The organism is uncultured Alsobacter sp., assembly GCF_945952055.1.
Lineage (GTDB): Bacteria > Pseudomonadota > Alphaproteobacteria > Rhizobiales > Beijerinckiaceae > Alsobacter.
Genome location: NZ_CAMFHB010000038.1, coordinates 1 through 15,608, shown reverse-complemented (window position 1 = coordinate 15,608; position 15,608 = coordinate 1). Strand labels below are relative to the sequence as shown.

General features: G+C 68.0%; 14 protein-coding genes and 1 tRNA gene. 5 read left to right on the top strand and 10 right to left on the bottom strand.

All coding sequences use genetic code 11. From position 1 onward, the window contains the following. Positions 1–38: 38 nt before the first annotated feature. A complete protein-coding gene (locus Q0Q47_RS22890; RefSeq protein WP_293865313.1) occupies positions 39–1,352 on the bottom strand; it encodes a class I SAM-dependent methyltransferase in 1,314 nt (437 codons plus the stop codon). Positions 1,353–1,514: 162 nt separating this feature from the next. On the opposite strand from Q0Q47_RS22890, the gene Q0Q47_RS22885 reads away from it, so the two are divergent. Both Q0Q47_RS22885 and Q0Q47_RS22880 read left to right on the top strand, forming a co-directional pair. Continuing rightward, positions 1,515–1,589: transfer RNA gene (locus Q0Q47_RS22885), tRNA-Gly, on the top strand. A gap of 183 nt (positions 1,590–1,772) precedes the next feature. Next, entirely contained in the window at positions 1,773–2,504 is a 732-nt protein-coding gene (locus Q0Q47_RS22880) for a dienelactone hydrolase family protein (RefSeq protein ID WP_293865310.1), read from the top strand. 25 nt (positions 2,505–2,529) lie between these two features. Here Q0Q47_RS22880 and Q0Q47_RS22875 read toward each other — a convergent pair whose 3' ends face one another. From Q0Q47_RS22875 to Q0Q47_RS22865, 3 genes are all read right to left on the bottom strand, one after another. Next, entirely contained in the window at positions 2,530–2,751 is a 222-nt protein-coding gene (locus Q0Q47_RS22875) for a hypothetical protein (RefSeq protein ID WP_293865307.1), read from the bottom strand. A 10-nt stretch (positions 2,752–2,761) separates the two neighbouring features. Then, on the bottom strand, positions 2,762–3,025 hold the full coding sequence (locus Q0Q47_RS22870) for a hypothetical protein (protein ID WP_293865305.1): 264 nt from the start codon (positions 3,023–3,025) through the stop codon (positions 2,762–2,764). Between the two features lie 77 nt (positions 3,026–3,102). Next, positions 3,103–3,771: a YggS family pyridoxal phosphate-dependent enzyme gene (locus Q0Q47_RS22865; RefSeq protein ID WP_293865304.1), complete on the bottom strand. Its 669-nt coding sequence runs from the start codon at positions 3,769–3,771 to the stop codon at positions 3,103–3,105. A gap of 222 nt (positions 3,772–3,993) precedes the next feature. Here Q0Q47_RS22865 and leuS point away from each other — a divergent pair, with 222 nt between their 5' ends. The 3 genes from leuS to holA are packed head-to-tail and all read left to right on the top strand — an operon-like array spanning position 3,994 to position 8,173. Further along, positions 3,994–6,624, top strand: a complete 2,631-nt coding sequence (gene leuS, locus Q0Q47_RS22860; RefSeq protein WP_293865302.1) for a leucine--tRNA ligase — start codon at positions 3,994–3,996, stop codon at positions 6,622–6,624. Continuing rightward, the gene (gene lptE / locus Q0Q47_RS22855; protein WP_293865299.1) at positions 6,611–7,153 is read left to right on the top strand and encodes an LPS assembly lipoprotein LptE; all 543 of its coding nucleotides are present in this window, start codon (positions 6,611–6,613) and stop codon (positions 7,151–7,153) included. Before leuS ends, lptE begins: the two co-directional genes overlap by 14 nt. A 3-nt stretch (positions 7,154–7,156) precedes the next feature. Further along, entirely contained in the window at positions 7,157–8,173 is a 1,017-nt protein-coding gene (gene holA, locus Q0Q47_RS22850) for a DNA polymerase III subunit delta (RefSeq protein WP_293865296.1), read from the top strand. 21 nt (positions 8,174–8,194) lie between these two features. On the opposite strand, the gene Q0Q47_RS22845 is transcribed toward holA, so the two are convergent. From Q0Q47_RS22845 to rho, 6 genes are all read right to left on the bottom strand, one after another. Next, complete coding sequence (locus Q0Q47_RS22845; RefSeq protein ID WP_293865293.1) at positions 8,195–9,076, bottom strand: ParB/RepB/Spo0J family partition protein; 882 nt, start codon at positions 9,074–9,076, stop codon at positions 8,195–8,197. A 41-nt stretch (positions 9,077–9,117) separates the two neighbouring features. Beyond that, positions 9,118–9,957 carry a ParA family protein gene (locus Q0Q47_RS22840; protein WP_293865290.1) on the bottom strand — a complete coding sequence of 280 codons (840 nt, stop codon included), beginning with the start codon at positions 9,955–9,957 and terminating at the stop codon, positions 9,118–9,120. 25 nt (positions 9,958–9,982) lie between these two features. Then, entirely contained in the window at positions 9,983–10,633 is a 651-nt protein-coding gene (gene rsmG, locus Q0Q47_RS22835) for a 16S rRNA (guanine(527)-N(7))-methyltransferase RsmG (protein ID WP_293865287.1), read from the bottom strand. Next, positions 10,633–12,492, bottom strand: coding sequence for a tRNA uridine-5-carboxymethylaminomethyl(34) synthesis enzyme MnmG (gene mnmG, locus Q0Q47_RS22830; RefSeq protein ID WP_293865284.1), 1,860 nt, complete (start codon positions 12,490–12,492; stop codon positions 10,633–10,635). The genes rsmG and mnmG overlap by 1 nt, the downstream gene beginning before the upstream one ends. A 120-nt stretch (positions 12,493–12,612) precedes the next feature. Beyond that, positions 12,613–13,917 carry a tRNA uridine-5-carboxymethylaminomethyl(34) synthesis GTPase MnmE gene (gene mnmE, locus Q0Q47_RS22825; RefSeq protein WP_293865281.1) on the bottom strand — a complete coding sequence of 435 codons (1,305 nt, stop codon included), beginning with the start codon at positions 13,915–13,917 and terminating at the stop codon, positions 12,613–12,615. A 64-nt stretch (positions 13,918–13,981) separates the two neighbouring features. Then, complete coding sequence (gene rho, locus Q0Q47_RS22820; protein ID WP_293865278.1) at positions 13,982–15,247, bottom strand: transcription termination factor Rho; 1,266 nt, start codon at positions 15,245–15,247, stop codon at positions 13,982–13,984. Between the last annotated feature and the right edge of the window lie 361 nt (positions 15,248–15,608).

The window sequence follows — 15,608 nt, the reverse complement described above, 5'->3', positions numbered from 1 at the left end:
CTACTGTCGGGCGAGCACGGCGGCAATGCGGCAGGCTATCAAAGCCCTTCGTAGAGGCCCGCCCGCGTCGGGGGCAGCCCAGCTGGTCCTCGCGTCCTGCGCGAGGCGACGGTCTGGAAGATCCCGACGGCGCCCCGCTCGAAGGCCAGGGAGCAGCCGGCCAGATAAAGCAGCCACATCCGGGTCTTCTCCGGTCCGACCTCGGCCTCGGCCTCCTGGCGGCGGGCCACCAGCCTGTCGCGCCAGAGGCGCGTCGTGCGCTGGTAGTGCTCGCGCCACCCCTCGACATCGTGAACTTCGAAGCGGGCGCGCTCGAGGTTGGAGACGGACATGCCGAGATGGTCGAGCTCGCCGCCGGGGAAGATGTAGCGCGTCAGCGCCTTGTACTCGGCCCGCATCTTCCGAAACGCCTTGTCGCTGCCCTTGGCCGGGCGCGCGATGCAATGATGCAGGTAGAGCCCGCGCGGCCGCAGGAGACGATGGATGGTGGCGAAATAGGCCGGGTGATTGTCGATGCCGACGTGCTCGAACATGCCGATCGACGCGATCTTGTCGAAGCTGCCTTCCAGCGCCCGATAGTCCTTGAGCTCGATGGTCACCCGGTCCGAAAGACCCAGGGCCGCGGCCTTGTCGCGGGCGAGCTTGGCCTGCTCCTCCGACAGCGTCACGCCATGGGCATGCACCCCGTAGTGCTGCGCGGCATGGCAGACGAGCGCGCCCCAGCCCGAGCCGATGTCGAGGAAGCGGTCGCCGGGCTGCAGCCGGAGCTTCCGGCAGATCATGTCGAGCTTGTCGCGCTGGGCCCGGTCGAGGTCGTCGTGCCAGTCGGGCTGGAACCAGGCGCAGGTGTAGACCATCTCCGCATCCAGAAAGAGCCGGTAGAAGGCATTCGAGACGTCGTAGTGATGGGCGATGTTGCGCTTGTTGACGGCGGCGTCGCCGGAGCGGGCATCGGCCTGCTCGCGGATGCCGTCCAGCGGCTGGGGCGCGTCGGCGGGGGCCCGCAGGAACAGGACGGCGGCCTTGGCGAGGCGTCCGAATTTCAGCCGGCGCAGCAGCCGGCCGATCTTGCCGGCGGGGCGAGCCGCCGCCAGGTCGAACAACGTGCCGTTCTCCAGGTCGATTCGGCCCGCCACATGGGCGTTGATGAGCGTGTCGAGGCTCGGCTTGCGCAGGAGCCCGGCCACGACACCCTCGTCGCGGAGAACCATGCGCAGGTCGCCGGGCGAACCGCCGGCCGGCACGGTGGTTCCGTCCCACAGGCGGAAGCCGAAAGGCAACGCGAGCACCGCATGGGCGTCTTCCAGCACGGCGCGGAACGCATCGAGCCGCCGCTGTCGAGCCTGGTCCATGCGCACTCCCATGCGTCGCGAATGCTGGCCTCCCGACTGTAGTGCACACAAACGTCTCCGCAACCACGACGAGCCGCCCCATCGAGAAGCCGACAGATCGCTGTTGCATCCCGTCCGGACTTGCGGCATATACCGCCCCGTCGGCGGCAACGCCGGTCGGATGCGGGTGTAGCTCAGGGGTAGAGCACAACCTTGCCAAGGTTGGGGTCGAGGGTTCGAATCCCTTCGCCCGCTCCAATTTCCCTCCTTCCCCAGAGGGTATCGAAAGGCCGCCGCGAGGCGGCTTTTTCGTTTTCGGGATTCGACTCGCCGTTCCAATCGGTCCGCAGGGACGGCCGCGACGGGCGCCCGGGGTGTTCCCACAACGGTGATGACGGGCGGTCTTCGGCGGGGCTAGGCTCCTCGAAGACGGAGGATCTCATGAAGCGCACGATGACCATCACCGCCGCCGATGGACGTTGCCCGGTGGGGCTGTTCTCGACGGGTCCCGGCAAGGGACCGAAACCCGGCGTCATCCTCTACATGGACGCGTTCGGACCCCGGCCGGGGCTCGACGTCATGGCGGAACGGCTGGCCGGCGAAGGATATGTCGTGCTCGTGCCGGACCTGTTCTACCGGCAGGGCGCCTACGGACCGTTCGACGCCAAGACGGCCTTCACCCAGGAAGACACCCGCAACGCGCTACGCGGAATCATGGCGGCCACCCCGCAGGAAATGACGCGCCGCGACACGGCCTACTTCCTGGACGTGCTGGCGGGCGAGGCCGGCGGCCGCGTCGGAGCGGTGGGCTACTGCATGGGCGGGGCCCGGGCCCTCACGGCGGCCGGAGCCTACCCGGACCAGGTCTTCGCGGCCGCGAGTCTGCACGGCGGCAACCTCGCCAGCGACGCCCCCGACAGCCCGCACCTCCTGGCCCCCCAGATGAAGGGCCGGATCTACGTGGGGGTGGCCGGCGTCGACAACAGCTTCCCGCCCGAGCAGTCGGCCCGCCTCGCGCTGGCTCTGCGCGAGGCGGAAGTCGACCACCTGATCGAGAACTATGTCGGCAAGCTGCACGGCTGGTGCGTGCCCGACCACGGCGTCTACGACGAGGCCGGGGCGGAGCGCCACTGGAAGCGCCTGCTGACCTTGTTCGACGAGACCCTGCGCTGATCCTGGACCTGCGCTGCGGTCGCCCTCAGGCGTCGCCGGTGCGCGGGTTGTGGCTGCGCTTGAGGTTGGGGGTCTGGGTCGGCTCCCTGCCGACCGCCGTGTCCGTCATGCCCACCTGGGGTCCCCTGACGCCGCCCTGCTTGGCTGAGCGATGCGGGGGTGTCGAGGCCTCGGGCCCGGCATCCTTCTTCATGCGCAGGGCCTTCTCGGCCGCCTTGTGGAGATCGCTGTCCTTTCCGCCGGTCATCGTCGCCTCCTCAGCTGTGGCCGCCATGGCCGCGGTTCTGGTGCCCGTGGTGGCCGCCCTGGCCCTGGACCTTCGGAGCGCCGCCCGCCCCGTCGCCGCCGCCATTCTGGCGTCCGCGGCCGTCATGCCGCTCGTCCGTGCCGCTGCGGTCCTGTGTTCCGCCACGCTCGCGGCCCTGGTGGCCCTGACTGGCAGGGTTCTCCTGGCCCGTCATGTCGAGGGGCTGATGGCCCTTCTGCTTCTCGGATCGGTTGTTGTGGTTGCGCACCGTCACGGCATGCCTCCTGCGTTGACCTCATGGGGGAGGATCAACGGCGCAGGGCGGCACCGGTTCGCGCGAAAACGCCTGCGTCAGCCGCGATGGCCGAAGATCGCGCTGCCCACACGCACATGCGTCGCGCCGAGCTGGACGGCCGCCTCGAAGTCCGCGCTCATGCCCATCGAGAGGACGGACAGCCCATTGCGCCGCGCGATCGTGGCCAGCAAGGCGAAATGCGGCGACGGCGGCTCGTCCACCGGCGGAATGCACATCAGCCCCTCGACCGGCAGCTCCCAACGCTTCCTGCAGGCCGCCAGGAAGGCATCGGCGTCCGCGGGGGCGACACCGGCCTTCTGCTCTTCCTCTCCCGTGTTGATCTGGACGAGCAACCGGGGAAGCTTGCCGCGCTTCCCGCGCTCCTGGGCCAACGCCACCGCGAGGCTTTCGCGGTCGACCGTTTCGATGACGTCGAACAGTGCGCAGGCCTCGCGCACCTTGTTGGTCTGCAGCGGCCCGATCAGATGCAGCTCGATGCCGGGGAAGTCGGCACGCAGGCCGGGCCACTTGCCGGCGGCTTCCTGGACGCGGTTCTCCCCGAAGATGCGCTGACCAGCGTCCAGGACCGGCCGGATGTCGTCCGCGCCGAAGGTCTTGGACACGGCCACGAGCGCGACGGCATCAGGCTTTCGACCGGCGTCCTCGGCCGCCCGACGGATGGAGTCCTGCACCTGCGCGAGGCGTTCGACGGAGGCGGCGGTCATGGACGGAGATCTCCACGGGATGGGCGTCCGCGTGGATAGCCAACGGGGCGTCCGCTGTCATCCCGACATGTCAGGCGGCGGGGCGCCGTTGACCGGCGCAGGCATTCGTGTCCTAGTCCGGCCGAGCGCGCCGCACCCTCGGCGCGAACGCGATTGCGTGTCCGCGCAGTCCTGTGACCGACGAGCCGAGCCCCTTTTTCGATACCCGAGCCTCTCTTTGCGATGACATCCGAGCGCTACAACGCCCGCGAGGCGGAGCCCAAGTGGCAGACTATCTGGGACGAGCGTGAGCTGTTCCGCACACGCAACGACGACCCCCGCCCGAAATACTACGTGCTCGAGATGTTCCCCTATCCCTCGGGGCGCATCCACATGGGGCACGTGCGCAACTACGCCATGGGCGACGTGGTGGCACGCTACAAGCGGGCCCGCGGCTTCAACGTCCTGCACCCGATGGGCTGGGACGCCTTCGGCATGCCGGCCGAGAACGCGGCCATGGCGAACAAGGTCCATCCGGCCCAGTGGACCTACGCCAACATCGCCACCATGCGCGGCCAGCTCAAGAGCATGGGCCTGTCGCTGGACTGGCACCGGGAGGTCGCGACCTGCGATCCCTCCTACTACCGCCACCAGCAGCGCATGTTCCTGGACTTCCTGTCCGCGGGGCTGGTCGATCGCAAGACGGCGAAGGTCAACTGGGATCCCGTCGACCAGACGGTGCTGGCCAACGAGCAGGTGATCGACGGCCGCGGCTGGCGCTCCGGCGCGCTGGTGGAACAGCGCGAGCTAACCCAGTGGTTCTTCAAGATCACCGACTACGCGCAGGACCTGAACGACGCGCTGGATGGGCTGGAACGCTGGCCCGAGAAGGTGCGGGTCATGCAGAAGAACTGGATCGGCCGGTCGGAAGGCCTGTCGGTGCGGTTCGCGCTCGACGCCGCGACGACGCCGTCCGGCGAGACCGAGGTCGAGATCTACACGACGCGACCCGACACGCTGTTCGGCGCGAAGTTCATCGCCATCGCCGCCGACCATCCGCTGGCGCGGGCCGCCGGCGCGCGTGACCAGGCGCTCGCCGACTTCATCGCCGAGTGCAAGCGCACCGGGACCGCGGCGGAACTGATCGAGAAGGCCGAGAAGAAGGGGTACGACACCGGCATTCGCGCCGTCCACCCCTTCGATCCCTCGTGGACCCTGCCGGTCTACGTCGCCAATTTCGTGCTGATGGAGTACGGCACCGGCGCCATCTTCGGCTGCCCGGCCCACGACGAGCGCGACCTGGAATTCGCCAACGCCTATGGCCTGGGGAACACGGTGGTGGTCTGTCCCGCCGGGGTGGATCCTGCGGGCTTCGTCGTCACCGACAAGCCCTATGTCGAGGACGGCCTGCTGGTGAATTCCCGATTCCTGGACGGCATGACCACCGCCCAGGCGAAGGACGAGGTCGCGCGGCGGCTGGAGGCCGAGACCCGTGGCAACGCTCCCGTGGGGCGCCGCAAGGTCAACTTCCGCCTGCGGGACTGGGGCATCTCGCGACAGCGCTACTGGGGCTGCCCGATCCCGATCATCCACTGCGACGCGTGCGGCGCCCTCCCCGTGCCGCTGGCGGACCTGCCGGTGAAGCTGCCGGACGACGTCACCTTCGACGTTCCCGGCAATCCGCTCGATCGCCATCCCACGTGGAAGCACGTCGCCTGCCCGCAATGCGGCGCCAAGGCGCGTCGCGAGACGGACACGATGGACACCTTCGTGGATTCGTCGTGGTACTTCGCGCGCTTCACCGATCCGTGGATCGAGACGAGCCCGACGGACCGCGGCGCCGTCGACGGCTGGCTGCCGGTGGACCAGTACATCGGCGGCATCGAGCACGCGATCCTGCACCTGCTCTATTCGCGCTTCTTCACCCGGGCGATGCGCAAGACGGGCCATGCCGGCGTCGACGAGCCCTTCGCGGGCCTGTTCACGCAGGGCATGGTGGTCCACGAGACCTACAAGGGCCCTGACGGGGCGTGGGTGTCGCCGGCCGAGGTCCGGATCGAGAGCGACGGCGCGGCGCGCAAGGCCAGCCTGCTGTCGAACGGCGGGACGGTCGAGATCGGCCCCATCGAGAAGATGTCGAAGTCCAAGAAGAACACGGTGGACCCCGACGACATCATCGGGACCTACGGCGCCGACACGGCCCGCTGGTTCATGCTCTCCGACTCGCCCCCCGAACGCGACGTCATCTGGACCGAGGAGGGCGTGCAGGGCGCCGCCCGCTTCGTCCAGCGCCTGTGGCGCCTCACGGGCGAACTGGCCACCCTGGCGGCCCCCGTGGGGACGGCCGCTCCGGCCGCCTTCGGGCCGGAGGCGCTGGCTATCCGCAAGGCGGCCCACCGGGCGCTGATCCGGGTCGAGGAGGACGTCGAGCGGCTGCGCTTCAACCGCTGCGTCGCTCACATCTACGAGCTGTCGAACGCGCTGTCGGCGGCCATCGGCGCGGTGACCACCGAAACCAGGCCCGCCGACGTCGCCTGGGCCTTCCGCGAGGCTGCCGACATCCTGATCGCGCTCGTCTCGCCGATGATGCCGCATCTGGCCGAGGAGTGCTGGCAGGCCTTGGGCCATGACACGCTTGTCGCCGACACCCGGTGGCAGGAGCCGGACAGGGCCCTCGTGGTCGAGGACACGGTCCTCATGCCGGTGCAGGTCAACGGCAAGAAGCGCGCGGAACTGACCATTGCGCGCGATGCGAGCAACGACGTGGTCGAGGCCGCGGCCCTGGCTCTCGAGCCCGTGCAGCGCGCCCTCGAGGGCCGTCCCGTTCGCAAGGTCGTGGTGGTGCCCCAGAGGATCGTCAATGTCGTCGGCTGATCACAAGACCTCCCGTCGCGGCGCGCTGCGGGCCCTCGCGCTGGCATCGACGCTTCCCCTGGTCCTGGGCGGCTGCCTGCGCCCCCTGTACGGAACGGCGGCCGACGGCTCCAACGTGGTGGCCGACATGTCGGGCATCATCGTCGACGACCTGCCGGACCGCCTCGGCCACTACCTGGTCCAGGAGGTGCGCTATGCCCTCGACGGGTCCGGAAACGAGACCACCTCGCCGCGCTACCGCTTGACGATGTCGGCGACCGAAACGGTCCAGTCGGCCATCGTCAACACCTCGACCGGCCGTGCCACGGCGGCGACGCTGTACGTCAAGGTAACCTACACGCTGAAGTCGCTCCCCGGCGATGCTCCCATCCACGCCGGCACCGCCACCATGACGGCGAGCTACGATCGCGGGCCCCAGCGCTTCGCGTCCGTGCGCGCGGCCCGCGATGCCGAGATTCGGATCGCCAAGACCCTCGCGGACCAGATCCGGACGCGGCTCGCCGCGTATTTCGCCACGCGCCGCAGCTGAGCCGTGGCGGCGTGCAAGGCCCACGAGGTCGAGGCGTTTCTCCAGCGTGGCACGGGCTACCCCGTGTTCCTGGTGTTCGGCCCCAACACCGGTCTGGTGCATGAACGGGCCCGCGGCCTCGCACACCGCGCGGTCTCGGACCCCTCCGACAGCTTCCAGCTGATCAGGCTGGAAGGCGACGAGGTCGCCGGCGATCCGCTTCGCCTCGCCGACGAGGCCAACACCATCGGGCTGTTCGGCGGCAAGCGCGCGCTGTGGGTTCGCGCCGGCAGCAAGAACCTCGTCCCGGCCCTGCAGCCGCTCCTCGCCACCCCTTCGCAGGATGCCACGGTCGTGGTCGAGGCCGGCGACCTGCAGGCCCGCAACCCCCTGCGAACCGCCGTGGAAGGCTCGCGCAACGGCATGGCCCTGCCCTGCTATGCCGACGAAGGCCGGGATCTCGCCGCCCTCGTGGACGGCATGCTGCGCGAGGCCGGCGTCGCCATGGCCCGTGAGGCGCGCGACGCCGTCCTCGAGCTCGTCGGCGCCGACCGGCTGCTGACCCGGCGCGAGATCGAGAAGCTCGTGCTCTACGCCACGCCGGGCCAGACGATCACTTTGGCCGACATCGAAGCCATCATGGCCGATGCCTCGGCGCTGGCCGCCGATTCGGTCATCGACGCCGCCTTCACGGGACAGCTCGCCGCGCTCGACGCCGGTGTGACGCGCCTGTTCGCCGAAGGGGACGACGCGGGAATGGTCGCGGGAAGCGCGCTGCGCCACGCCATGGCCTTGCACAAGACGCGGGCCGCGATCGACCGGGGCACGCCGGCCGACACGGCCATGCTGCAGGCGCGCGTCTTCTACAAGCGCAAGGCGTCCTTCCAGCGGCAGATCACCTTGTGGTCGGCGAGCGCGCTGGAAGGCGTCATCACGCTCCTGCGCGACGCGCAGGTGCTGACGAGACGGCAGCCGTCGCTGGGCGAGACCCACCTCGCCCGTACGCTCCTGATGATCGCCACGCGCGTCGCGAAGCGATAGACGGTGGGCTGGCCGGGACCGTCAGGTCCTCAGCCGGCGGCACACCGTGTCGAGCTGCTCCAGCGTCTTGTAGCGGATCCGCACCTCGCCACCGCGGGCGCCGTGGCGGATGTCGACCACCATGCCGAGCACGTCTTCCAGCGCCTTTTCGAGAGCGCGGGTGTCCGGATCCTTGGACGACTTGACCGAGGCGCTCGCGGGAGCGGCGGGCACGGGCTCGGCCGCCTCTTCCTGCGCCATGCGCTCAACGTCGCGGACGTTCAGGCCCTTCTCGATGACCCGCCGCGCGGCCTCCTCGGGATTGGAGACCGAGAGCAGCGCGCGTGCGTGCCCGGCGCTGAGTTCGCCCTTCTGGACGTAATCCTTGACCGAATCCGGAAGCTTCAAGAGCCGCAGGGTGTTGGCGACGTGGCTCCGGCTCTTGCCGATGATCTTGCCGAGATCCGCCTGGGCGTAGCTGAACTCCGAGATCAACCGCTCGTAGCCCAGGGCCTCGTCGAGGGGGTTGAGGTCGGCACGCTGGACGTTCTCTATGATGGCGAGCTCGAGCGCTTCGCGATCGCTGGCCTCGACCAGGATCACCGGCACGTCGTGCAGCCCCGCCCGCTGGGCGGCCCGCCAGCGGCGCTCACCGGCAATGATCTCGTAGACGTCGGCGAGCCCGGGAAGGGTGCGCACCAGGATGGGCTGGATGATGCCCTTTTCGCGGATGGACGACGCGAGATCCTCGAGGTCGCCCTCTTCGAAGCTCCTGCGCGGATTGCGCGGGTTGGGGCGGAGGAACTCGACGGGCACCTTGCGCTGGCCGCGGGCGCGCTCGACAGCGGAGACCTCGTCGCCGACATCGCCGATGAGGGCCGCAAGGCCGCGGCCGAGACGGGAACGGGAAGGTTCTTCGGCCATGATGGTCTCCTGCATGCGCATTGAAGCAACTCCAGCCATGGTCAGGCCGCCTGAAGGGCGCGTTCGCGCTGGATGATCTCGGACGCGAGACGCAGATAGGCCTGCGCTCCCGAGCACTTGAGGTCGTAGAGAAGAACCGGCTTGCCGTAGGACGGCGCCTCCGACACCCTGACGTTGCGGGGAATGACCGTCTCGTAGACCTTCTCGCCCATGAAATCCCGGACGTCCTTGACCACCTGGGTCGAGAGGTTGTTGCGCGGATCGAACATCGTCAGCACGACGCCGTGGATGCTGAGGCGCGGGTTGAGCGCCGAGCGAACCTGCTCCACGGTCTTGAGCAGCTGGCTGAGACCTTCAAGCGCGAAGAACTCGCACTGCAGCGGCACCAGCACCGCGTCGGCGGCGCTCATCGCGTTGATGGTCAGCAGGTTGAGGGACGGCGGGCAATCCACCAGGACGTAGCTGAAGCTTTCCTGCCCGCGTTCGATCCGCTCGGCATGCAGGTGCCGGATCGCGTTGCGCAGGCGGTAGGCCCGGTCCTTCTCGGACGCGATTTCCAGCTCTACCCCGAGCAGGTCCAGGGTCGACGGCGCGACGCTCAGGCGGGGCACCGCGGTTTCGAGAACGGCCGAGCCGAGCGTCTCCGCACCCACCAGGACGTCATAGGTGGAGATGCGGCGGCTCTTGCGATCGATGCCGAGACCGGTCGAGGCATTGCCCTGCGGATCCAGATCCACGATGAGGACGCGCTCTCCGATCGCGGCCAGCGCCGTCCCGAGATTGATGGCGGTGGTGGTCTTGCCGACCCCGCCCTTCTGGTTCGCCAAAGCCAGCACACGAGGAGTGCTGCCAGCCTGGCTGACGCGCATGGAATCCGACATGAGTCCGCCGCCTTGATTTGATCGGTTACGAAACGATCCGTGGCTCAGCGCTTTCGACGACGACGATCCTGGCCTTGGGATCGGTCTTGCTGGCCACCGTTGACGCTTGAATCTTCCAATATTTAGCGGCGTCGGTCAATTCGAGATCTACATCTTGGCCCTTCGGAAAGATGCCGACGGCCCCCGTTGTCAACAGGTTTCGGCTCAGGCGAAGGAGGTCGGGGAGCGGTGCAAGGGCCCGGGCGCTGACGACGTCGACGGCTCCGGACCATCCCGCGACGACGTCCTCGATCCGCCCGTCATGCACCTTCGCAGGGAGCTTCAACGCCCGAATCGCCTCCCGCAAGAACGCGCATTTCCGGCCGTTGCTCTCGACCAGGTGCACCATCATTCCGGGCTTGTCGCGCTGGAGGCAGGCCACGACCAGACCCGGAAAGCCCGCCCCGGAACCGAGATCGACCCACCGTCGCGCGTCGGGTGCCAGGGACACGAGTTGCGCGCTGTCCGCGACGTGCCGTGTCCAGGCGTGCTGCAAGGTTGCCGGCCCTACCAGGTTCTTGGCGACCTGCCAGCGCGTGAGCAGTTCGACATACCGGTCGAGTAGCTCGGCTGTTTCACGTGAAACCGGAACGAGCCGAAGGGCTCGTTCCCGATCTGAAGGGTCTTGGGCGGCCATCACGCGGCACTCGCGTGCGCGCGCCTGGCGTGAGCCGCCAAGAGCGTCAGGGCCGCCGGCGTCATGCCCTCGATTCGGCCTGCCTGTCCGAGCGAGCGCGGCCTGATCGCGTCCAGCTTGGTCGCAAGCTCCGCCGACAAACCCGGGAGACCGCGGTAGACGAGCGCTTCGGGCAGGAGCAACGACTCATCCCGCCTGAACGCCGCGATGTCGGCATCCTGCCGATCGAGGTAGACCGCATAACGCGCATCCGTTTCCACGCGATCGGCCAACCACGCATCCACGCCTGAAAGCTCGGGCCAGAGCCGGGACAACGAAGCCAGCGATTGATCGGGATAGGACAGCAACTCGAACGCGGTCCGCCGCACCCCGTCCCTGTTCAGGACAAGGCCATGGCGCCCCGCCTCAGTCGGCGTGACCGACAGGGCCTGGAGGCGACCGGTCAGAGCTTCGATCCGGCTCTGGCGCTGGCGGAACCGATCATGGCGCAGCGACCCGACGACGCCGATCTCCCGACCCCACTCGGTCAACCGCTCGTCGGCGTTGTCACAACGCAGCGACAGTCGGTATTCCGAGCGAGACGTGAAGATGCGATAGGGCTCGCTCACGCCGCGCGTCACGAGGTCGTCGACCAGCACGCCGATATAGGCCTTGCTCCGGTCCACCGTCACGGGCAGCCCGCCACCGGCCAGCTTCGCCGCGTTGACGCCGGCGAGCAGCCCCTGGGCAGCGGCCTCCTCGTAACCCGTGGTCCCGTTGATCTGGCCGGCCAGAAAGAGCCCTTGGACGCCCTTGACGGCCAGTGTCGGGTCCAGAGCCCTCGGATCCATGAAGTCGTACTCGATCGCGTAGCCTGGGCGAAGGATACGGGTCTCCTCCAGGCCGGGTATGGTCCGCAGGAAGGCGTGCTGGACGTCTTCAGGCAATGAGGTCGAGATGCCGTTCGGGTAGACTGTCGTGTCCTCCCGACCCTCCGGCTCCAAAAAGATCTGGTGACTCGTTCTGTCGGCGAATCGAACGACCTTGTCCTCGATCGAAGGGCAATAACGAGGCCCCCTTCCCGTGATGTCGCCCGAGTACATGGGCGCCCGGTGGAGGTTCGCGCGGATGAGGGCATGCCCTTCTTCCGTCGTTCGCGTGATGCCGCAGGCGATCTGTTCGATGGCGATTCGATCGGTGAGCGCGGAGAAGGGCTCCGGCTGGTCGTCGCCCTGCTGCATCTCGAGACGGTCCCAGGCGATGGTCGTCCCATCCAGCCGCGGTGGCGTGCCGGTCTTCAGCCGGCCAAGCGGAAGCCCGAACGCGGCAAAACGCGCCGAGAGCCCGCGCGACGGGGCCTCCCCGACCCGCCCTGCGGGGATCTTCTTTTCGCCGATGTGGATGAGTCCGTTGAGGAACGTGCCCGTCGTAACGACGACGGAGCGACACCTCAGCTGGCGGCCATCAGTTAGGACAAGGCCCGTGACCTGGCCAGCATCGACGACGAGATCGTGGGCTTCGCCCTCGAGCACCTGCAGATTGGCCGTCTCGAGAAGGAGCTCCTGAACGGCTGATCGGTAAAGGGCGCGGTCTGCCTGAGCACGCGGCCCCCTCACCGCGGGGCCCTTGCGGCGGTTCAACAGCCGGAACTGAATCCCACCCCGATCGGCCGCGCGCGCCATGATGCCGTCGAGCGCGTCGATCTCGCGAACCAAATGCCCCTTGCCGAGGCCGCCAATGGCGGGGTTGCAGGACATCTCGCCCACGGTCGCCCAGCGATGGGTGACGAGCGCCGTCCGCGCCCCCATGCGCGCGGCCGCGGCCGCCGCCTCGGTGCCCGCGTGGCCGCCGCCAATCACGATTACGTCGAAACCAGTCATGATGACACTCCACGGGTGGAGATAGACGACGCCGGAACGGGCGTCAAAGCCCGCTTTCAGTGAGAGGTGAGGGTGGTCACCGGCCGGTTCGCGTCCGAATCGAGCGTTTCACGTGAAACGCTACTTTCCGATGCAGAAGCCAGCGAAGAGGGCGTCGAGGACATGATCCACGTCGACGCGTCCAACGAGCTCGTCGAGAGACCGAACGGCCAGCCGAAGGTCCTCTGCCACGAGCTCGAGCCGATCGGCCTTCAGACCACCAAGCCCACGCCCCAGATCGTCGATCGCCCGTTCGATGCAGGCGCGGTGGCGCGCGCGTGTGACCAGGGCGGGCTCTCCCGCGGACTCTTCCGTAGCCCAGGAGCTCAGGGCAGCGACCAACCGAGCCATCCCCTGGCCGGAACGAACGGAGATGCCGAAGCCGCCGGGCGGCACCACCCGATCCGGATCCGAATCGAGCTTGGTCAAGACATGCCACTCGGCCGGAACCGTGCCCATGTCCGCCGCACTCTCGGGAGGGACCAGCCGCAGCACCAGGTCGGCGCTTTCGGCTCTGGCGCGCGCCCGCCGGATGCCCTCGGCCTCGACGGGGTCCGACGTGTCCCGAAGCCCCGCCGTATCCACCACGGTCACGCGCACTCCATCGAGATCGAGGTCGACCTCGATGGCGTCACGGGTAGTTCCGGGAATGTCGGTCACGATCGCCACGTCACGGCCGGCGAGGGCGTTCAATAGGGAGCTCTTGCCGGCGTTGACAGGACCGGACAGAACCACCGTCAGGCCGTCTCGCACCCGCTCGCCTCGGCTGGCGGAGGCCAGTGCCTGATGCAGCTGATCGCGGACAGTCTCGATCGCAGTTCCGATCGCCGCGATCGCACCGTCCTCGACGACGTCACCTTCGTCGGCGAAGTCGAGATGCGCCTCCACGAGCGCCATCGCATCGATGAGAGCTTTTCGCCAGAGGCCCGTCGTCCGGGTGAGGGCACCTCCAGCCTGCATCACAGCCTGGCGGTGCTGCGCTGCGGTCTCGGCCTCCAGCAGATCGGCGAGACCCTCGACTTCAGGGAGCGACATCTTGCCGTTCGCGAGAGCGCGGCGCGTGAACTCGCCCGGCTGCGCGGGGCGCATGCCCAATCGGACCAGAGCACGGACGACCGCAGCCGTCACCGCGCGCCCGCCGTGGCCCTGGAGCTCGGCCATGTCCTCGCCCGTGAAGCTGGCAGGACCGGGGAACCAGAGAACGAGGGCCTGGTCGATAGGCTCACCATCCGCCGTCAGAGTGCGGAGGGTGGCGCGTCGGGGCGGAGGAATGGAGCCGGCGAGAGTTTCGAGTCCGAATCGAGCCAGTGGTCCACTGATGCGGATCACGCCGACCGCTGCGCGGCCGGCCCCGCTCGACAAGGCGAAGATCGTGTCCGCGCTCACGGGCCCGACCTCTCTCGTTCAGGGATGCGCCCGATCGTTGCGGATCCGAATCGGGCGCATCGGGTCAGGTGTTCATGGAGTCGAAGAAGTCGCCGTTCGTCTTCGTCTGGCGCAGCTTGTCCAGCAGAAACTCGATCGCGTCGACCGTGCCCATGGGATTGAGGATGCGGCGCAGCACGTACATCTTCTTCAGCACGTCCGGCGGCACCAGGAGCTCTTCCTTGCGGGTGCCGGAGCGGGTGATGTCGAGCGACGGGAACACGCGCTTGTCGGAGACCTTGCGGTCGAGAATGATTTCCGAGTTACCGGTGCCCTTGAACTCTTCGAAGATCACTTCGTCCATGCGGCTGCCGGTATCTATGAGGGCGGTCGCGATGATCGTCAGCGAGCCACCTTCCTCGATGTTGCGCGCGGCGCCGAAGAATCGCTTCGGACGCTGCAGGGCGTTGGCGTCGACGCCGCCGGTGAGCACCTTGCCGGAGGAGGGGACCACGGTGTTGTAGGCGCGGCCCAGGCGGGTGATCGAGTCGAGCAGGATGACCACGTCGCGGCCATGCTCCACGAGGCGCTTGGCCTTCTCGATGACCATCTCCGCCACCTGCACGTGGCGCGACGCCGGCTCGTCGAAGGTCGACGACACGACCTCGCCCCGGACGGAGCGCTGCATGTCGGTGACTTCCTCCGGCCGCTCGTCGATGAGCAGCACGATCAGATAGCACTCGGGATGATTGGTCGTGATCGACTGCGCCACGTTCTGGAGCAGGACGGTCTTGCCGGTGCGCGGGGGCGCCACGATCAGGGCGCGCTGGCCCTTGCCGATCGGCGACACGATGTCGATGACGCGGGCCGAGAAGTCCTTGCGCGTCGGATCCTCGAGCTCGAGCTTCAGTCGGCTGTTGGGATAGAGCGGCGTCAGGTTGTCGAAGTTGACCTTGTGGCGGGCCTTCTCCGGGTCCTCGAAATTGATCGTGTTGACCTTGAGGAGCGCGAAGTAGCGTTCGCCTTCCTTGGGGCTGCGGATCTGACCCTCGACCGTGTCGCCGGTGCGCAGGCCGAAGCGTCGGATCTGCGAGGGCGACACGTAGATGTCGTCCGGCCCGGCGAGATAGTTGGAATCCGGCGAGCGCAGGAAGCCGAACCCGTCGGGGAGCACCTCGACGACGCCTTCGCCGATGATCTCGACCTCGTTGGACGCAAGCTGCTTGAGGATGGCGAACATCAGCTCCTGCTTGCGCATGGTGCTGGCGTTCTCGACCTGCAGCTCTTCGGCGAAGGACAGCATCTCGGTCGGCGACTTCGCCTTGAGATCCTGGAGCTTGATTTCCCGCATGAGGAGATCCTGGAAGGTGCCGCGGGCCCGCCGGGGGCGGCACGGAGAAGCGTGGGAACGAGGAACGTGGCCCCGGTCACGCCGGTTCCACGAACCGGGCTGGCCTGATGTGGCTTCGATATAGCGAAGCACTCGCTGGGCGGGCCGACCGGTGATGAGGAGGGACGAGTGTCGATAAACCTTTTCTCGGCCGGAGACAACCCCCGCGGCTCATCGCGCCCTTTGTCCTTTGGGGCAGGCCGATTTGGACTGGTGCCAAAGCCGAGGCACCCCTGGGAGCTTGTGAATCGACGGGCTTCTCCAAACGTCCTCATCCTGGAGACCTTTGCACGAGCGGGACGGTTCTGATTCACTGACGACG